Source organism: Bhargavaea ullalensis, assembly GCF_042432615.1.
GTDB classification, from domain to species: domain Bacteria; phylum Bacillota; class Bacilli; order Bacillales_A; family Planococcaceae; genus Bhargavaea; species Bhargavaea ullalensis.
Genome location: NZ_JBHLWY010000018.1, coordinates 63,039 through 78,842 on the forward strand (window position 1 = coordinate 63,039; position 15,804 = coordinate 78,842).

Sequence of the window (15,804 nt, forward strand, 5' to 3'; positions counted from 1 at the left end):
ATTGAGGGGAATAGATGGAAACAGCTAAAAAGGGGTTCTTCAACAAGTTTCTGAACGGCGTTGAAAAGGTCGGCAACAAATTGCCTGATCCGTTCATCCTGTTTGTCTACATGGCGCTCGGCGTCATTGTTCTGTCCTGGATCTTCAGCCTGTTCAATGCCCAGGTCACCCACCCGGGAACCGGCGAGACGCTCGACATCAAAAACCTGGCGTCCGGCGAGGGGCTGCGGTACATCGTCACTTCGATGATCGAAAACTTCACCGGATTCGCCCCGCTCGGCATCGTGCTTGCCATGATGCTCGGGATCGGGCTCACCGAGAAAGTCGGCATGCTCGACTACGCAATCCGCAAGACGATCATGAAATCGCCGCCATGGCTGCTCACTTATTCCGTCGCTTTCGTCGGGGTCATGGGCAACCTTGCATCCGATGCAGCCATGCTGCTCATCCCGCCGCTCGCGGCAATGGTGTTCTATAAAGTCGGACGCCACCCGCTTGCCGGGCTGGCGGTCGGCTACGCGTCGTCCGGCGCCGGCTTCACCGCCAACCTGCTCATCGTCGGCACCGACGCCCTGCTCGCGGGGATCTCAACGGAAGCCGCGAAAATCATCGACGACACGATGCTCGTGACACCTGCGGACAACTGGTACTTCAATATTGTGTCCGTGTTCGTCATCACTTTCCTGGCCGGCTTCATCACGTCGAAATTCATCGAGCCGCGCCTCGGCAAATATTCGGGTGAAGCGGTGGAAGTGGACGTGGAGGAAGATCCCCCGAATGCCGGAAAGGGCTTCCGCAATGCGATGATCGCCGCGCTCGTCTTCCTCCTCCTCGTCTTTCTGTCGGTCGGCTTCCAGTGGAGCCCGCTCCGCAGCGAGGAAGGAAAAGTCATCCCATCCCCGTTCCTCACAGGAATCGTGCCAATCCTGCTGTTCCTGTTCCTCACTGTGGGGATCACGTACGGGGTGACCGTCGGCAAGATCAAAAGCGGAAAAGACATCGCCGGATATATGGCAGAAGCGATGAAAGACATGAGCGGCTATATCGTCCTCATCTTCGCGATTTCCCAGTTCATCGCCTATTTCAACTGGTCAAACATCGGGATCTGGGTCGCCGTCAACGGAGCCGAATTCCTGGAAAGCGTCAATTTCACGGGAATCGGACTCATCATCGGCTACATCATCTTCACGGCCCTGATGAACTTCCTGATCACATCGGGATCCGCGAAGTGGGCGCTCGAGGCGCCGATCTTCGTGCCGATGTTCATGCAGCTCGGCTACCACCCGGCATTCACGCAAGCCGCCTACCGGATTGCCGACTCCTCCACGAACATCGTGACGCCGCTCATGCCCTACATGGTCGTCGTGCTCACATTCATGCAGAAATACGATAAAAAGGCCGGCATCGGGACGCTTATCTCCCTCATGCTCCCTTACTCGATGGCTTTCCTGATCGCCTGGATCATCCTGATCCTCATCTTCTTCTATGCGGGGATTCCGTTCGGGCCGGGCATCACGCCTTACATTTGACAACACGGGGCTGTCCAAAAAGTCGATTAGTCGATTACCCAACCAAACATGCAAAAAGCAAGGACTCTGGTTGCTTTCCGCGGGCCAACCGCCAAGCCTCCTCCGGCTTAAAGCCGTGCGGGGTCTTGGCCGGTCGGCTTTCCCGCAGGAGTCGCCCGCCGTCCTTGCTTTTTGCTTTCCCACGGTGAAATTTACCGCTTATCCGAATGCCTTTTATTCTACATTGCCAACAAGAAAGGAAGGATCGTCATGTTGAATGAACAACTGAAAGCCGAATTGATCGATCGCCGGCGCGACCTGCACCGCCATCCGGAACAGGGATTTCTTGAAATGAGGACGGCCTCGATCGTCGCGTCGGAACTTATCCGGCTCGGCTTTGAAATCCGGACCGGTACAGACGTCATGAAACCGGATGCCGTCATGGGCAAGCCGTCCGACGAAGAAACGGCCGCCCATTTCGAGTGGGCGAAAGCGAACGGCGCCGATCCGCGGACCGTGGACCGATTCAAGGAAGGCTATACCGGCATCGTCGCGGACTTGAAAACCGGCCGTCCCGGTTCCCTCACCGTGTTCCGCGTGGACATGGACGCCCTGCCGATCACCGAGTCCGATTCCGATGACCACGTCCCCCGCCGGGAAAACTTCCGGTCGCTGAATGAAGGCTCGATGCATGCGTGCGGCCATGATGCCCACACGACAATCGGCCTGGGGCTCGCCCGCCTCCTGTCGGAAAACGCCGGGCTGCTTTCCGGCACAGTCCGCCTCATTTTCCAGCCGGCCGAAGAAGGAACCCGCGGTGCGCGGTCGATGGCGGAAGCCGGAGTCGTGGACGGTGCCGATTTCTTCATCGCCACCCATGTCGGCACCGGCGTGCCCCACGGAACTTTCCTCGCCGCCTCAAACGGCTTTCTGGCAACCTCGAAAATCGACGTGACGTTCCGCGGCATCGCTTCCCATGCAGGCGCCAAGCCGGAAGAGGGCTGCAATGCCCTGCTTGCCGCGGCGACCGCGGCGGTTCATCTGCATGCCATCCCGCGGCATTCCGGCGGTTCCTCCCGCGTGAACGTCGGCGAGCTGCATGCCGGCAGCGGCCGAAACGTCATCGCCGACCGGGCGGAAATGAAGATCGAAACACGCGGCCAGAACGCAGATGTGAATGCCTTCATGAAAGCACAGGCCGAACGCATCATCCGCGGCGCCGCAGACATGTACGGGGTAGATGTTGAATTCAGGACGGTCGGCGAGGCGGTTGACTGCCAATGTTCGGAAGGCCTTGCCCGCACATTGGCTGAAGTCGCTGCGGATTCGGCATTTGTCGAGACGGTCGTCCTTGAGGACAACGCATCTGCCGGCTCCGAAGATGCCACCTACTTCATGGAACGCGTGATCCAAAACGGCGGGGAGGCCACTTACTGCATCGCCGGCACCGACCTCGCCGCAGGACATCACAACGAACGGTTCGACATCAATGAAGAAACGATGTTCGCTGCAGTCGATGTCCTGTTCCGGGCGGCGCTTCGGCTAAACGGAGACGCCGGCTGAGGGCATGTCCCCTTGCGCGAGCTGAATCGTTCGACTCGGGAGCTGAATCGTTCGACTCGGAGAGAGAATCGTTCGACTCGGGAGCTGAATCGTTCGACTCGGAGAGAGAATCGTTCGACTCGGGCACACAATCATTCGATTCACAAAAAAGGATGTGCGGAAGGCCTGTTGACGGCCTTCACGCACATCCTTTTTATCTCGAAATGACTTCCAGACACAATTTCACGCCGCGCGCAAGATCCTCATGGCTCCAGCTCGGAATGCGGCCGTGCCGGATTCCGAGTTCATGGGAAGCCGGAATGTGGATGAATCCCGATCGCATGCCCGGACGTTCGGTCGCCGCATAATGAAGTCCGCCGAACATGACATTATTGCAGAGATAGGTACCTGCCGTGTTCGACACTTCTGCGGGCAGGCCTGCCTCGGTCAGCGCATTGACCATATCACGGACCGGCAGTGTGGAAAAGTACGCATCCGGCGCATCTTCGTTGATCGGCCTATCAACCGGATGATTGCCGTCATTGTCCGGGGCGCCGTCCTGGACGTTGATCGCCACCCGCTCCGGCGTCATTTTGTAACGCCCCGCTGCCAGACCGAGCGAAACGGTCACAGCCGGATCGACTTCCCGGATGAGGCCCATCAGCCGTGCCTCCGCCCGGTTGAAGTCGACCGGCAAAATACGGCTGGTGACTTTATAATCCCCGATTTCCGCACCGTCCAGCTCCTCCGCAATCCGCATTGTCGGATTCACCGGATAGTCCAGAAATGGTTCGAACCCCGTCAGCAAAATCGTCTTCATCCAAAATCTTCCCCCTCAGTCGAATTTCATTACTTTGAATGTACCCGTTGAATAACCGATCAACTCATCCGCCTCATTGTACAGGCGCCCTTCCAGCAAGACCGTGCTTTTCGTCCGGTTGATCACTTCGGCGCGCGCAGTCATCGCCCCACCGACGAGCGGGCGCAAGAACTGAGTTTGCATCTGGATGGTCATCGTGTCATCATAGCCGATCGACCGAATATGCAGGCCCATGACCGTATCGAGCACGCTCATGAACACTCCCCCGTGCACGGTGCTCCGGACATTGTCCAGTTCCGGCTTGTACGGCAGGCGCAGCTCGACGTCCCCTTCCTCCAGCTTGGTGATCTCCAGTCCCAGGAACCGGAAATACTCGCTGTCTTCAAAATCCGCGCGGACGCGGTCAAGTTCGGACGCAACCATGATGCAGGACTCCTTCTTGTTGGGTTATCACGAACTAGTATAACAAAAACTGGCTGAATTCGCAGAAAGCCCGTAAATTTATCTGTTACTTATGAATGATCAGTCATTCATGTGATAGAGTAGAGGAAACAATCTGTGAGGTGGATCTGATGTTATTCAAAGGAACCGGCGTTCTCGGCGAACAGGCCGGCGTGCAATACTGCCAGGCCCTGAATAAAGGGCTCGGAGTCACCTTGTCCTGTTATGCCTTCGAGACGGACGGCGTCCTGATCGACACCGGCGCCCATTCCCTGCGTCGGTTCTTCCGGCCGTTCATCGATCACGCCCAACCTGATTTTGCCGCAATCACCCACTATCATGAAGACCACACCGGAAATGCGGCTTATTGTGCGGACAGGGGGATTCCGATTTACATGAGTCCGCTATACGCGGAGGATTGCTCAAGAAGAGCCGGATACCCCTTTTACAGGCAGATGTTCTGGGGCAGGCGTCCGGCCTTCCAATCGGAAGAAATGCCCGAAACCTTCTCTTCGCGGCACTTTAACTGGCGGTCAATCGAGACGCCCGGACACGCAGCGGACCATGTGTCTTTGCTGAATGAATCTACGGGACAACTGTTCTCGGGAGACTTGTTTGTCAGTGTGAAGCAGAAAGTTGCCCTGCGGGAGGAAAACATCCCGGAGACAATCCGCTCGCTTGAGAAAATCCTTAGTTACGACTTCGGGGAAATGTTCTGCTGCCATGCAGGGTACGTTGAAAACGGCCGTAAAAAGCTGGAGGACAAACTCGAATTCCTTTCCAATTTACGGGATGAGGTCCTCCGATTGCACGGAGAAGGACGGCCGGTGAAGGAAATCCAGTGCACCCTTTACCCGAAGACCTACCCGATCACCCGCTTCTCGCGCGGCGAATGGGATTCCGAGCATCTTATCACCTCGATACTCGCTGAGCCGGATGGCCACAAAAAGAGGCCCCTTCCTGGCCGGGAAGGGGCTGCACGATAGAACGTTCCGACTCCATGTCGATGAAACCGGCATCCCCGGCGGGTCATAATCGTCCGGGGAGCGGCTTCGATCTTTAGAATACAACATATCGGCGAACAACCTTTGCCGATTTACGGAACGGTTCGGATTCTTTTTCTGACAGGAAGTAACTAAGAGTTTACGGGACAGCAAATATCCAACGGAAGGATGATTGAGGCAATGCCAATGATGACAGAAATCGTGGACAAGCTGCTCACTGCCCATCAAACAAAGAAACCCATCGAGTTTATCCGCCATGAATACACCCTCAGCGAAGAAGAGGCCTACGCCGTTCAGGAACAGCTAATCGAAAAAAAATGTGAAATTGGAAAGGATAGGATCGCCGGTTACAAGATCAGCATGACCAGCTCCGAAACGCAGGCAATTGCCAAAACCGATGAGCCAGCCTACGGTACGCTTCTTCAGTCCAATGCCGTCAAAAGCGGTGAGCGGGTTGTACTCTCCGCTCTGTTCGCCCCGCTGATCGAACCGGAAATCATCTTCATTTTGACCGATGATCTTTCACCGGGGGCATGTGCGGAAGAGATTCTCGGCAAAAGCAAAATCGCCGCAGGAATCGAAATTCCAGATGCCCGGTATAAAGACTGGTTTCCAAACTTCTCTCTTGCCGACCTCATCTGCGACAACACGGCAACCGGATTGGTTGTCAGGTCAGATTTCGTCGACCCTCCAAAAACTGCGGAAAAATTCGCCGATATCAGGCTGGTGCTTTACAAAGACGGACAGCAAATCGATGAAGGCTGCTCGTCTGCCGTGCTTGGAAACCCGTTGAACTCAGTTGTCTGGCTGTCCAAGAAACTTGCCGAGCACGGCCGTCGACTGAAAAAAGGCATGATCATCTCATCGGGAACTTTCCTTGCGCCGATCCCGGCAGCTGCCGGAGCATACAGGGCTCAGTACCCGGGTGTAGGAGAAGTTGCGGTCACTATTTCTGAATAGCCGAAAAGACCGTCGTAATTTTGACGGTCTTTCTTTTTCCTGTGTTATTTGAGGTCAATTTTAACGGAGTGCTCATGGTATTCGTCGTTGTCATAATTTCCGGCAGGGTCTTCATAACTTGAATTCCAGTTTAACTTGATCCAAGAAATTTCACTGGCTGCGCCGCGTTCCAGATAAAAATACACACCCCCGTCCTTGATGACTCCTTCATGGATTTCGCCGCCCAGACTGTCTGAGAACAACATGTCTGCATCCACCTGCTCCCCCGTCGATGTGACGAGCGTGGCCTGATCCGGATAGGTGGAATAAACCTTATCCGCTGATGTGTTTTCAATAATGAATTTCACGCCCACCGCAGACTTGATCACTTCATTTCCTTCATCATCCATGCCGGGCATCTCATCGCTGACGGCCACTTTTTCGATCTTAAACTTGAGGTCGTTCCACGTCTCCTCGTGCTTCGCCTCTTCATAGTAAGTCCAGGGGTCTTCCTGTTCTTCGGGATCCGCTTCCCCACTTTCAACTTCCGAAGCAGCCTGGTTCTCTCCGGTCTTTGGCTCCACTTTCTCTTCATCGCTCTGTTTCATTTTATGATCGCTGCCGCAGGCGGCCAATCCCGCCGCCAGCAACAGGACCACCAATGCCATGCTCCATTTTTTCATCATTTATTGCTCCCTCCGTGATGGGTGTTTTGATTACTTCTCCATTGTAAGTCCCCACGGCAAAAAACCTTTCCCGATTTCGGGAAAGGTTTTTAAAAAGAGTATGTTTCTTTTTTAAGATTAACCTGCTCCAGCAGCCCCTCATCCGTCGAGATGATTTTCAGCAGGTCCTGATGCTTCACATAAACGGTCTTGTAAGCGGGTTTTTCCCCGTCCATGAACAGGAGCACGCGGTTGCCGGGATTGTCGCTGGCCACGCGGACTTCATAGTCGTCCGGATTGAAGTAGTCTTTGACATGCGCCAGTTCTTCGTAGGCATCCGTGCTTTCCGCAGGTTCTGCGTTTTCCGCTTCCCCTTCGTGGATGGTGTCCTCATCGGTGCTTTCGGCGGCCGGGTCATCCTTGTTTTCCTCTTCACCCGTGACGACGCCTTTGTCGGTCTGATCCCCGATCGCATCGCCCGTCTGTTCGTTGTCCGGATCCACAGGGGCCTGTTCCGGATTTTCCTGCTTGTCGCCGCAGGCACCGAGCAGCAGTGCCGTCGCTGCCATGATCATCAGTTGTTTTTTCATTTCGGCTCTCCCCCTTTCACAAACACTACTATACCCGTTCCTTTCGTTGACAACACCTGTTTGATCCGATAACTTTAGTGTATTAAATCGTTGAAGTGAAAGGATGCGATCATCTCATGAACAGACTTTGGAGTGAAATGACGCGGCGGACGGAGCCGTACATTCCGGGCGAACAGCTCAACCGGCCGGAGATCATCAAGCTGAACACGAACGAGAACCCGTATCCGCCGAGTCCTCGGACGGGCGAAGCCATTCAGCGGGAAATCGGCCGTCTGCAACTGTACCCGTCTCCCACCGCAGACGGACTTTGCCAAGCGATTGCCGAAAGGGAAAACCTGCCGGCCGACCATGTTTTCGTCGCAAACGGCTCCGACGAAGTGCTCGCATTTTCGTTCATGGCGTTCTTTGATCCTGGCCAGACCATCCGCTTTCCGGACATTTCCTACAGTTTCTACCCCGTCTATTCGAAGCTGTTCAACATTCCGTACGAAGAAGTCCCGCTCCGGGAGAGCTTCACGCTGAATCTCGACGGTTTCGCCCAGGCGGAAGGCGGCATCATTTTGCCGAATCCGAACGCGCCGACCGGCATCTACGAATCGCTGGACGGAATCCGGGAGATCCTTGAAGCCAATCCGGACCGGCCGGTCATCATCGACGAAGCGTACATCGACTTCGCCGGGCCGTCCGCGGCCGTCCTCATCGGGGAATACGACAACCTGCTCGTCACCCGGACCACTTCAAAATCCCGCTCGCTCGCCGGGCTTCGCGTGGGCTATGCGCTCGGACATCCCGGACTGATCGAAGCCCTCGTGCGGATCAAGGATTCCTTCAACTCCTACACGCTCGACCGGCTTGCCCAGGCCGGTGCGGAAGCGGCGTTCCGTGACGAAACCTACTTCAGGGAAACGACAAAACGCATCGTCCAAACACGGAATCGCGCAGTGGAACAGCTCGGGGCACTCGGGTTCCGCGTCCTTCCCTCTTCCGCAAACTTCCTGTTTTGCACCCACCCCGAGGCGGATGCCGAAAAGCTGTGCGAAAAGCTGAAAGGCCGCGGCATTCTCGTCCGCCACTTCAGCAAGCCCCGCATCCAGGACTATCTGCGGATCACGGTCGGCACGGACGAACAGATGGACCGGCTGTCCAAAGTGCTTTCCGAAATCCTTTGCAAATGAAATGAGTGGACCTCCGCACGAAGCGGAAGGTCCACTTTTTCATTCCTTCTCAAATCCCCTGCCGACGTCTTCCGGCGAGTGGGCGTCCGAGCCGGTCTGCAGGGTCAGGCCGAGCTTCCGGGCTTCCCCGATCATCCATTCCTCCGGATACGTCTTGCCGTAATCGGGTTTTCGGAGGCCCGCATGGTTGAAGTCGAGGCGAAGGCCGCTTGCCGACGCGGTTTTCAAGATGTTCATCCAGTCAACCGGATCCTCCTTTGGCGCAATCCGCTCGCGGAATTTATGGATCAGGTTGATGTGGCCGAGAACCGGCGGATTCAGCTCGCCGAACGGTCTTCCCGCCGCTTTCAGGATGGCATCGCCGTATGCGCGGTAGATCGTCTCCAGTCCTGCTTCTTCCGCTTTCCTCTCCAGTTCATCCGCGCTGTAGTCCACGCAGAACCAGCCGCCGGGAAGCCGGACGAAATGCACGCTCAAGATCGAGTTGCGGGCGGCTTCCGGATGTTGTTGCAGGAATTCAAGGGTCTCTTTCTCGAATCCTTCTATATAGTCGACTTCAAACCCGCACCGGACATCGACCCGGCCGGCATACTGTTCGCGCAGTCGGGCGCATTCGGCCACATACGGTCCGACGTCTTCCGGCCGCATCGCGCTGTCCTGACCGGGCACGGGATCAGAAAACCCGGCCGGTAGGGGTGCGTGTTCGGTGAAGACCAGCACATCGATTCCCTTTCGCTCCGCAGCCTTTACGTAGTCCTCCATCGGCGCATCGGTGCCGTGCGGGCAAAACGGCGAGTGCACGTGACCGTCAATCGTGTTCATGTTCTTCAGCCCCCTCCTGTTGCAATTGTTAAATGGCTATGTTAATATTTCATCCATCTACTACTTTATCATGATAAAGCATTGAAGTGAAGAGGTGCATTTCATTGACGTCATTCATCTATAACCCGGCACTGATCCGGCAGAAACAAATGGAGATTGAATTTCTTTCATTTTTCCACGGCCACGGCTTTGACATCATCGACCTGCCCGTTGTCGAGTCGTTTGACTGGCACGGCATGACGGAAGATGACCTCCGCCTCATGCCGCAGCGGGAAACATGGATTCAAGACGGCACTGTCCACGCACTGCGCCACGACTGGACGAACTCGATCGTGCGCTATCTGAATAAATACAAGATCGACGCGGAACGCGCGGTATATTCCGGCCCGGTGTTCCACTCGGGCAACGAGACCAAGCAGCTCGGGATGGAAGTGTTCTCCGACCGGACCCCGGAGCAGCAGGAATCGCTCGGACTTCTGATCGGCTTCATGGATGACCGGTTCGGCGGTCTTCCGAAAACGGCGGTCATCAGCCATTACGCCCTCCTGCCGACCATTCTCGGAGAGCGCATTTTGGAACCGGCCATCCGGCGGGCACTTTCCCAGCGGAGCGAGTCCGCGCTGAAGCAGCTGCTCGGCGACCACCCGCTCCCCGCCCTGCTCGGCGACCGGCCGGAAGCGCAGGTCCATAAGCTGCGATCGGAATTTCCGGAAATCGGACCTGTGCTCGAGGAACTGACGGGCTGGGAAGAGACCCTGCGCCAGTCGGGCATCGAAGCGGTTTACCCGGACATTACCGCGCTGCCTTCCCAGTCTTACTACGACGGCGTCTTCATCCGTCTCTACGGGGAAGGGCGCACGGCGCCGGTCGCATCCGGCGGCCAGTACACCGCCCGCAAAAAAGCGTTCGGCATGGGCATATTTTACTGAAAGAACAGGAGGAGTCCGATGATCACGATTGCACTGTCAAAGGGACGGCTCCTGAAGAGCTTCCTTGATTATCTTGAACAGAACGGCCACCCGCGATGGCACGGGGCACTGAAGGCGGCGCAGCGCGAACTGCTCGTCGAGGCGGAAGGGATCCGGTTTCTTCTCGTGAAAGGTGATGACGTTCCGACATACGTCGAAGAAGGAATCGCCGAGCTCGGCATCACGGGCAGCGACATTCTCGCCGAGTACGGTGCCGATGTGAATGAGCTGCTCGAGCTGCCGTTCGGCCACTGCCACTTCGCGCTTGCTTCAAAGGAAGAGCTGCCGGACTACCGGACGATTGCCACGAAGTACGTGAACTACTCCAGATCGGTGTTTGACCGCTCGGAAAAGCCGGTGAAGATCATCAAGCTGAACGGTTCGGTGGAACTGGCAGCGGTGATCGGCATGGCGGACGCGATCGTCGACATCGTCCAGTCGGGTGATACGCTCCGGATGAACGGGCTGGAGGAGCGTGTCCGACTGGATCCCATCAACGCCCGGCTCATCGCGAACAAGCATGCGTTCTTCACGAAATCCGCGGAGATCCGCGCATTCATCAATGAATTGAGGGTGGGCTGATATGCTGAGTGCCAGTGAATTTAAACGCATCTACAAGCCGGCGGGTACCGACAACTGGGACCGGGCGGCAACTGTGATCGACATCATCCAGGACGTGCGGAAAAACGGCGATGAAGCACTCGACCGCTATACAAAGCAGTTTGACGGCTCCGGGGCCGCCGTGCGGGAAGTGTCCCGCGCAGAACAGAAAGCGGCATTTGACGATCTGCCGGCCGACCTGCGCAACGCACTTTTCTCGGCAAAAGCGAACATCGAATCCTACCAGCAGAAGATCAAGTGGCGGCCGGCGGAGCCTGACGGGTTTTATCCCGTGTTCCACCCGGTCCGCCGCGCGGGCATCTACGTGCCGGGCGGCAAGGCGAACTATCCGTCGACCGTGCTCATGACGGCCATCCCGGCAAAAGTCGCCGGCGTCGGATCAATCACCGTCGTCACCCCGCCGCCGGGCAGCCCGGTGACACTCGCCGCCTGTTATTTGTGCGGCGTCGACCGGGTGTTCACCGTGGGCGGCGTCCAGGCGATTGCAGCACTCGCCTACGGGACGGAAACCATTCCGGCGGTCGACAAGATTGTGGGGCCCGGCAATGCCTATGTGGCCCTCGCGAAAAAGCTTGTGTACGGCGATGTCGGGATTGATTCCGTCGCGGGGCCGAGCGAACTGGCAATCGTCGTCGACAAAAATTCCGACGCGGAGTGGGCCGCGCTCGATCTGCTCGCACAGGCGGAGCACGACGAAAGAGCCCGGACATATCTGATTTCGCTGGATGAGGACAAGCTGGCCGAAGTGGAACAGCTCGCCGGCCGGTACGCCGAGGAAGCGCCGAGAAGTGCGATCATCATGGAAAGCCTCCGGAACAATCACTGGGCGATCTTGGCGGAAGACCGGCAGGAAGCGGCGGATCTGCTGAACTGGATTGCGCCGGAACATGCGGCCGTCCAGACGGCGGATGCCGAATCGTATGCAGAAATCGTCACGAATGCCGGTGCGCTGTTTGTCGGCGGGTACTCTCCTGAAGCAATCGGCGACTATTCGGCGGGGCCGAGCCACGTGCTGCCGACCGGCGGGAATGCCCGGTTCCAATCGGGTCTGTCTGTGAACGACTTCCTCACGGCAAACGCGGTGATCCGCGTTGAACCGAATGATTACCGCCGATTCGCAGAGGCCGGCATTCCGATCGCAAAAGCGGAAGAACTGTATGCGCATGCCGCTTCGATGCAGGCGCGTCTGGACAAAGGACGGGATGACTGATGGCGAAATATGAACGCAAGACAAAGGAAACCGAAATCCGGATGGAGCTCAGGAAAGGAACCGGCGAGTCGTCGATTTCAACCGGGGCCGGGTTCCTCGATCACATGCTGACGCTGCTGTCGTTCCATGCGGGGCTCGAGCTGGACGTTGAAGTGAAGGGCGACACATGGGTCGACGATCACCATACGACCGAAGACACCGGCATCGTGCTCGGCATGCTGCTGAAAGAAGTGCTCGGAGACAAAGGCGACATCCGCCGCTACGGGACGGCCTATGTGCCGATGGACGAGACGCTCACCCGCACCGTCGTGGACGTGAGCGGCCGGCCGTATCTTTCATTCAACGCGGAAATCTGCCGGGAGAAAGTCGGGACGTTTGATACGGAACTGGCAGAGGAGTTTTTCCGGGCGGTCGTCATGAACGCGGGGCTCACCGTCCATATGGACCTGATCCGCGGCGGCAATGCCCACCATGAGATTGAATCGCTGTTCAAGTCGTTCGCACGGGCTTTGAGGGAAGCGATGCAGCCCGGCGACGGACGTCTCGCTTCGACGAAGGGGCTCCTCGCATGAGCGCGGCGGAGAACGGCATCGGATCCGGAGAACTGACGGAAGGTCGCCGGATCGCCATCGTCGACTATGGGCTCGGCAACGTGGCCAATGTCCGGCGGGCGCTTGAGTTTCTCGGCCACCGGGTGGAACTGACGAAAAGTCCTGAGCAACTGCGGGCCGCGGATGTCCTCATCCTCCCCGGCGTCGGCCACTTCGGCGATGCGATGCGGCGTCTGGAAGCGGACGGCCTCATCCCCGTCCTGGAGGAAATGAAAAACGAAAAACCGCTCGTCGGCATCTGCCTCGGCATGCAGCTCCTGTTCGAACGCAGCGAGGAAGGCGATGCGGACGGACTCGGGTTCATCCCGGGCGAGGTGACGCGGATCAGGACTTCCCTACCCGTCCCCCACCTCGGGTGGAACCGGCTGATCAGTGTGGACTCCGCACTGGACGGGACAGACATGTATTTCATTCATTCCTATAAAGCGGTGCCGGGGCCCGATACAGTCGCGACTGCAGAGTACGGCGGCGAAGAAGTGACGGCGATCGTGCAGCGCGGCAACTTGGTCGGCATCCAGTTCCATCCTGAGAAAAGCGGTGATGCGGGACTGCTCATTTTGCAGCGTGCCGTGACGGAAGGATTTCTGACGGAAAAGGAGGCGGACCAATGATTGATATCTGGCCGGCGATCGACATTATTGACTCACAGAACGTGCGCCTGACGGAAGGCGATTACGGGACGAAAACGGCGATGGGCCGCACGCCCCTTGAGGCGGTGGCATTTTACAGCCGGCAGCCCCAAGTGACCCGGATCCACCTTGTCGACCTGATCGGAGCAAAGGAAAAGCGGCCTGCCGAAATGGATCTGTTCCAGCAGCTGATTGATGCTGCCGGCCGCCCCGTCGAAATCGGCGGCGGCATCCGCAGCGAGGAAACGATCCGCCGGTACCTGGACATGGGCGCCGGTTACCTCATCATCGGGACCAAGGGCCTGACCGAGCCGGAGTGGCTCATTGAGATGAGCCGGAACTATCCCGGGAAGCTCATGCTCGGACTTGATGCGCGGGGAGATAAAGTGGCACTGAACGGCTGGCTGGAAACCGCGGAGACGACCGTGTTTGAAATGCTGGACCGGCTGGACGGCGCTGAGCTCGCCGGCGTGATTTACACCGATATTGCGCGCGATGGCCGGATGGAAGGACCAAACGTCGCCATGACAGGGAAGCTCGCAGCGGCTTCAAAGTGGCCCGTCACCGCATCCGGCGGCGTCCGGAGCGGAGAAGATCTGCGGGCACTGGAAGCGGAAGGCGTTTCGGCGGCCATCGTCGGTAAGGCAGCGAACACGGAGGCGTTCTGGGAGAGCCTTTGAGGCCGAGTGGAATCATAGGCGGCGCGAGTGAGCGCGAAGAAGGACCGAGTGGAATCATAGGCATCGCGAGTGAGCGCGTAGAGATGCCGAGTGGATTCATTCCCCAATCCAATCAATTGAGGTGACCATGATGATCAAAAAACGCATCATCCCCTGCCTGGACGTGAAGGACGGCCGGGTCGTGAAAGGAATCAACTTCAAGGGGCTCCGCGACATCGGCGATCCGGTGGAACTGGCCGCCCGCTACAACGCGGAAGGAGCGGATGAGCTCGTGTTCCTCGACGTGTCGGCGACCGACGAGGGGCACGGCCTCATGCTGGACGTGATCCGGCAGACCGCGGAGACGCTGTTCATCCCGCTTGCGGTCGGCGGCGGAATCCGTACCGCTGATGACATCGGGCGCCTGCTCGGGGCGGGTGCCGACAAAGTGAGCATCAACTCCGCGGCGCTCAGCCGGCCGGACCTCATCCGCGAGGCGGCGGAGCGGTTCGGCAGCCAGTGCGTGTGCCTTTCGGTCGATGCCGGCTGGGACGAAGAGGCCGGCGACTGGTTCTGCTTCACCCACGGCGGCAAGAAAAAGACCGATGTCCGGGTGCTCGACTGGGTCCGGGAAGGCGAAAAGCTCGGCGCGGGTGAAGTGCTGCTCACGAGCATGGCGGCGGACGGCACGAAAGACGGGTTCGACCTGCCCCTGCTGAGGGCCGTGGAAGCGGCGGTCTCCATTCCGGTGATCGCATCAGGCGGCGCCGGCAATGCGGAAGACTTCGTGGAACTCTTCAAGAAAACCGGCGTGTCGGCGGGGCTCGCCGCCTCGATCTTCCATAACCGGGAGACGTCCGTCGGTGAAGTGAAATCCCTTCTGAAAGAAGCCGGGATTCCCGTCCGTGAACCGGCCGGAGGTGTGCCGCATGAAGCCTGACTTTTCAAAAGGCCTGCTCCCCGCCGTCCTTCAGCACTGGACCGACCGTACTGTCCTCATGCTCGGCTATATGAATGAAGAGGCGTACGAGCGCACGGTCTCGGAGGGCGTCGTCTGGTTTTATTCCCGCAGCAAGGAGCGGCTCTGGAAAAAAGGAGAGTCAAGCGGCAACGTCCAGCGCGTGAAGGACATGGCCCTCGACTGTGATCAGGACACGCTGCTCATCCAGGTGGATCCGGCGGGCCCTACCTGCCACACCGGAGCGAACAGCTGCTTCGGCGACGAGTCCGTCTCCCCGCTCCAGTCGCTCGAAGGCATGATCCGCGACCGCGCCGCCGACCGGGCCAGCGGTTCCTACACGAACTACCTGCTCGGTGAAGGCATCGATAAGATCGCGAAGAAATTCGGCGAAGAAAGCTTTGAAGTCGTGATCGCCGCGATGAAGCGCGACCGGGAAGAACTGAAAAACGAGACCGCCGATCTGCTTTACCACTTGTTCGTCCTGCTGCACGAGCAGGGCGTCGGCATCGGGGAAATCGAGCGGATCCTCGACGAGCGCCACGCCAAGAAAAACAATTTCAAGGGCGAGCGGAAAGATATCCGGGAATGGTGAACAGCAGGCGGTCCGGTAATTACTGAAAGGCCCTGTGAAACAGCAAA

General features: G+C 57.9%; 18 protein-coding genes. 13 read left to right on the forward strand and 5 right to left on the reverse strand.

Translation table 11 applies throughout. From position 1 onward, the window contains the following. Positions 1-14: 14 nt before the first annotated feature. Positions 15-1,529, forward strand: coding sequence for an AbgT family transporter (locus ACFFIY_RS04680; RefSeq protein ID WP_354195822.1), 1,515 nt, complete (start codon positions 15-17; stop codon positions 1,527-1,529). Positions 1,530-1,778: 249 nt separating this feature from the next. Continuing rightward, entirely contained in the window at positions 1,779-3,071 is a 1,293-nt protein-coding gene (locus ACFFIY_RS04685; protein ID WP_354195820.1) for an amidohydrolase, read from the forward strand. 193 nt (positions 3,072-3,264) lie between these two features. Here ACFFIY_RS04685 and pcp read toward each other — a convergent pair whose 3' ends face one another. Further along, positions 3,265-3,870, reverse strand: coding sequence for a pyroglutamyl-peptidase I (gene pcp / locus ACFFIY_RS04690; protein WP_354195818.1), 606 nt, complete (start codon positions 3,868-3,870; stop codon positions 3,265-3,267). 15 nt (positions 3,871-3,885) lie between these two features. Beyond that, entirely contained in the window at positions 3,886-4,293 is a 408-nt protein-coding gene (locus tag ACFFIY_RS04695; RefSeq protein WP_354195816.1) for a PaaI family thioesterase, read from the reverse strand. 149 nt (positions 4,294-4,442) lie between these two features. Between ACFFIY_RS04695 and ACFFIY_RS04700 the strand changes: the two genes are divergently transcribed. Continuing rightward, positions 4,443-5,297 (forward strand): MBL fold metallo-hydrolase, encoded by an 855-nt coding sequence (locus ACFFIY_RS04700; protein ID WP_354195814.1) that lies wholly within the window; start codon positions 4,443-4,445, stop codon positions 5,295-5,297. A 198-nt stretch (positions 5,298-5,495) separates the two neighbouring features. After that, the gene (locus ACFFIY_RS04705; protein ID WP_376837193.1) at positions 5,496-6,275 is read left to right on the forward strand and encodes a 2-keto-4-pentenoate hydratase; all 780 of its coding nucleotides are present in this window, start codon (positions 5,496-5,498) and stop codon (positions 6,273-6,275) included. 44 nt (positions 6,276-6,319) lie between these two features. On the opposite strand, the gene ACFFIY_RS04710 is transcribed toward ACFFIY_RS04705, so the two are convergent. Further along, entirely contained in the window at positions 6,320-6,940 is a 621-nt protein-coding gene (locus tag ACFFIY_RS04710) for a hypothetical protein (protein WP_354195812.1), read from the reverse strand. A gap of 89 nt (positions 6,941-7,029) precedes the next feature. Further along, positions 7,030-7,509 carry a hypothetical protein gene (locus ACFFIY_RS04715; RefSeq protein ID WP_354195810.1) on the reverse strand — a complete coding sequence of 160 codons (480 nt, stop codon included), beginning with the start codon at positions 7,507-7,509 and terminating at the stop codon, positions 7,030-7,032. A gap of 116 nt (positions 7,510-7,625) precedes the next feature. Between ACFFIY_RS04715 and hisC the strand changes: the two genes are divergently transcribed. Continuing rightward, positions 7,626-8,684, forward strand: a complete 1,059-nt coding sequence (gene hisC, locus ACFFIY_RS04720; protein ID WP_354195808.1) for a histidinol-phosphate transaminase — start codon at positions 7,626-7,628, stop codon at positions 8,682-8,684. Between the two features lie 39 nt (positions 8,685-8,723). On the opposite strand, the gene hisJ is transcribed toward hisC, so the two are convergent. Further along, positions 8,724-9,506, reverse strand: a complete 783-nt coding sequence (gene hisJ / locus ACFFIY_RS04725) for a histidinol-phosphatase HisJ (RefSeq protein WP_354195806.1) — start codon at positions 9,504-9,506, stop codon at positions 8,724-8,726. Positions 9,507-9,610: 104 nt separating this feature from the next. Here hisJ and ACFFIY_RS04730 point away from each other — a divergent pair, with 104 nt between their 5' ends. The 8 genes from ACFFIY_RS04730 (at position 9,611) to hisIE (ending at position 15,757) form a co-directional block, all read left to right on the forward strand. Beyond that, on the forward strand, positions 9,611-10,435 hold the full coding sequence (locus tag ACFFIY_RS04730; protein ID WP_354195804.1) for an ATP phosphoribosyltransferase regulatory subunit: 825 nt from the start codon (positions 9,611-9,613) through the stop codon (positions 10,433-10,435). Positions 10,436-10,453: 18 nt separating this feature from the next. Further along, complete coding sequence (gene hisG, locus ACFFIY_RS04735; protein ID WP_354195802.1) at positions 10,454-11,056, forward strand: ATP phosphoribosyltransferase; 603 nt, start codon at positions 10,454-10,456, stop codon at positions 11,054-11,056. Between the two features lies 1 nt (position 11,057). After that, the gene (gene hisD, locus ACFFIY_RS04740; RefSeq protein ID WP_354195800.1) at positions 11,058-12,305 is read left to right on the forward strand and encodes a histidinol dehydrogenase; all 1,248 of its coding nucleotides are present in this window, start codon (positions 11,058-11,060) and stop codon (positions 12,303-12,305) included. Next, positions 12,305-12,877 (forward strand): imidazoleglycerol-phosphate dehydratase HisB, encoded by a 573-nt coding sequence (hisB, locus tag ACFFIY_RS04745; RefSeq protein WP_376837194.1) that lies wholly within the window; start codon positions 12,305-12,307, stop codon positions 12,875-12,877. The genes hisD and hisB overlap by 1 nt, the downstream gene beginning before the upstream one ends. Next, positions 12,874-13,527 carry an imidazole glycerol phosphate synthase subunit HisH gene (gene hisH, locus ACFFIY_RS04750; protein ID WP_354195798.1) on the forward strand — a complete coding sequence of 218 codons (654 nt, stop codon included), beginning with the start codon at positions 12,874-12,876 and terminating at the stop codon, positions 13,525-13,527. The genes hisB and hisH overlap by 4 nt, the downstream gene beginning before the upstream one ends. Beyond that, complete coding sequence (locus ACFFIY_RS04755; protein WP_354195796.1) at positions 13,524-14,225, forward strand: HisA/HisF-related TIM barrel protein; 702 nt, start codon at positions 13,524-13,526, stop codon at positions 14,223-14,225. Before hisH ends, ACFFIY_RS04755 begins: the two co-directional genes overlap by 4 nt. Before the next feature lie 130 nt (positions 14,226-14,355). Further along, positions 14,356-15,144 (forward strand): imidazole glycerol phosphate synthase subunit HisF, encoded by a 789-nt coding sequence (gene hisF / locus ACFFIY_RS04760; RefSeq protein WP_354195794.1) that lies wholly within the window; start codon positions 14,356-14,358, stop codon positions 15,142-15,144. Continuing rightward, positions 15,134-15,757 carry a bifunctional phosphoribosyl-AMP cyclohydrolase/phosphoribosyl-ATP diphosphatase HisIE gene (hisIE, locus tag ACFFIY_RS04765; RefSeq protein ID WP_354195792.1) on the forward strand — a complete coding sequence of 208 codons (624 nt, stop codon included), beginning with the start codon at positions 15,134-15,136 and terminating at the stop codon, positions 15,755-15,757. Before hisF ends, hisIE begins: the two co-directional genes overlap by 11 nt. The last annotated feature ends 47 nt before the right edge of the window (positions 15,758-15,804 follow it).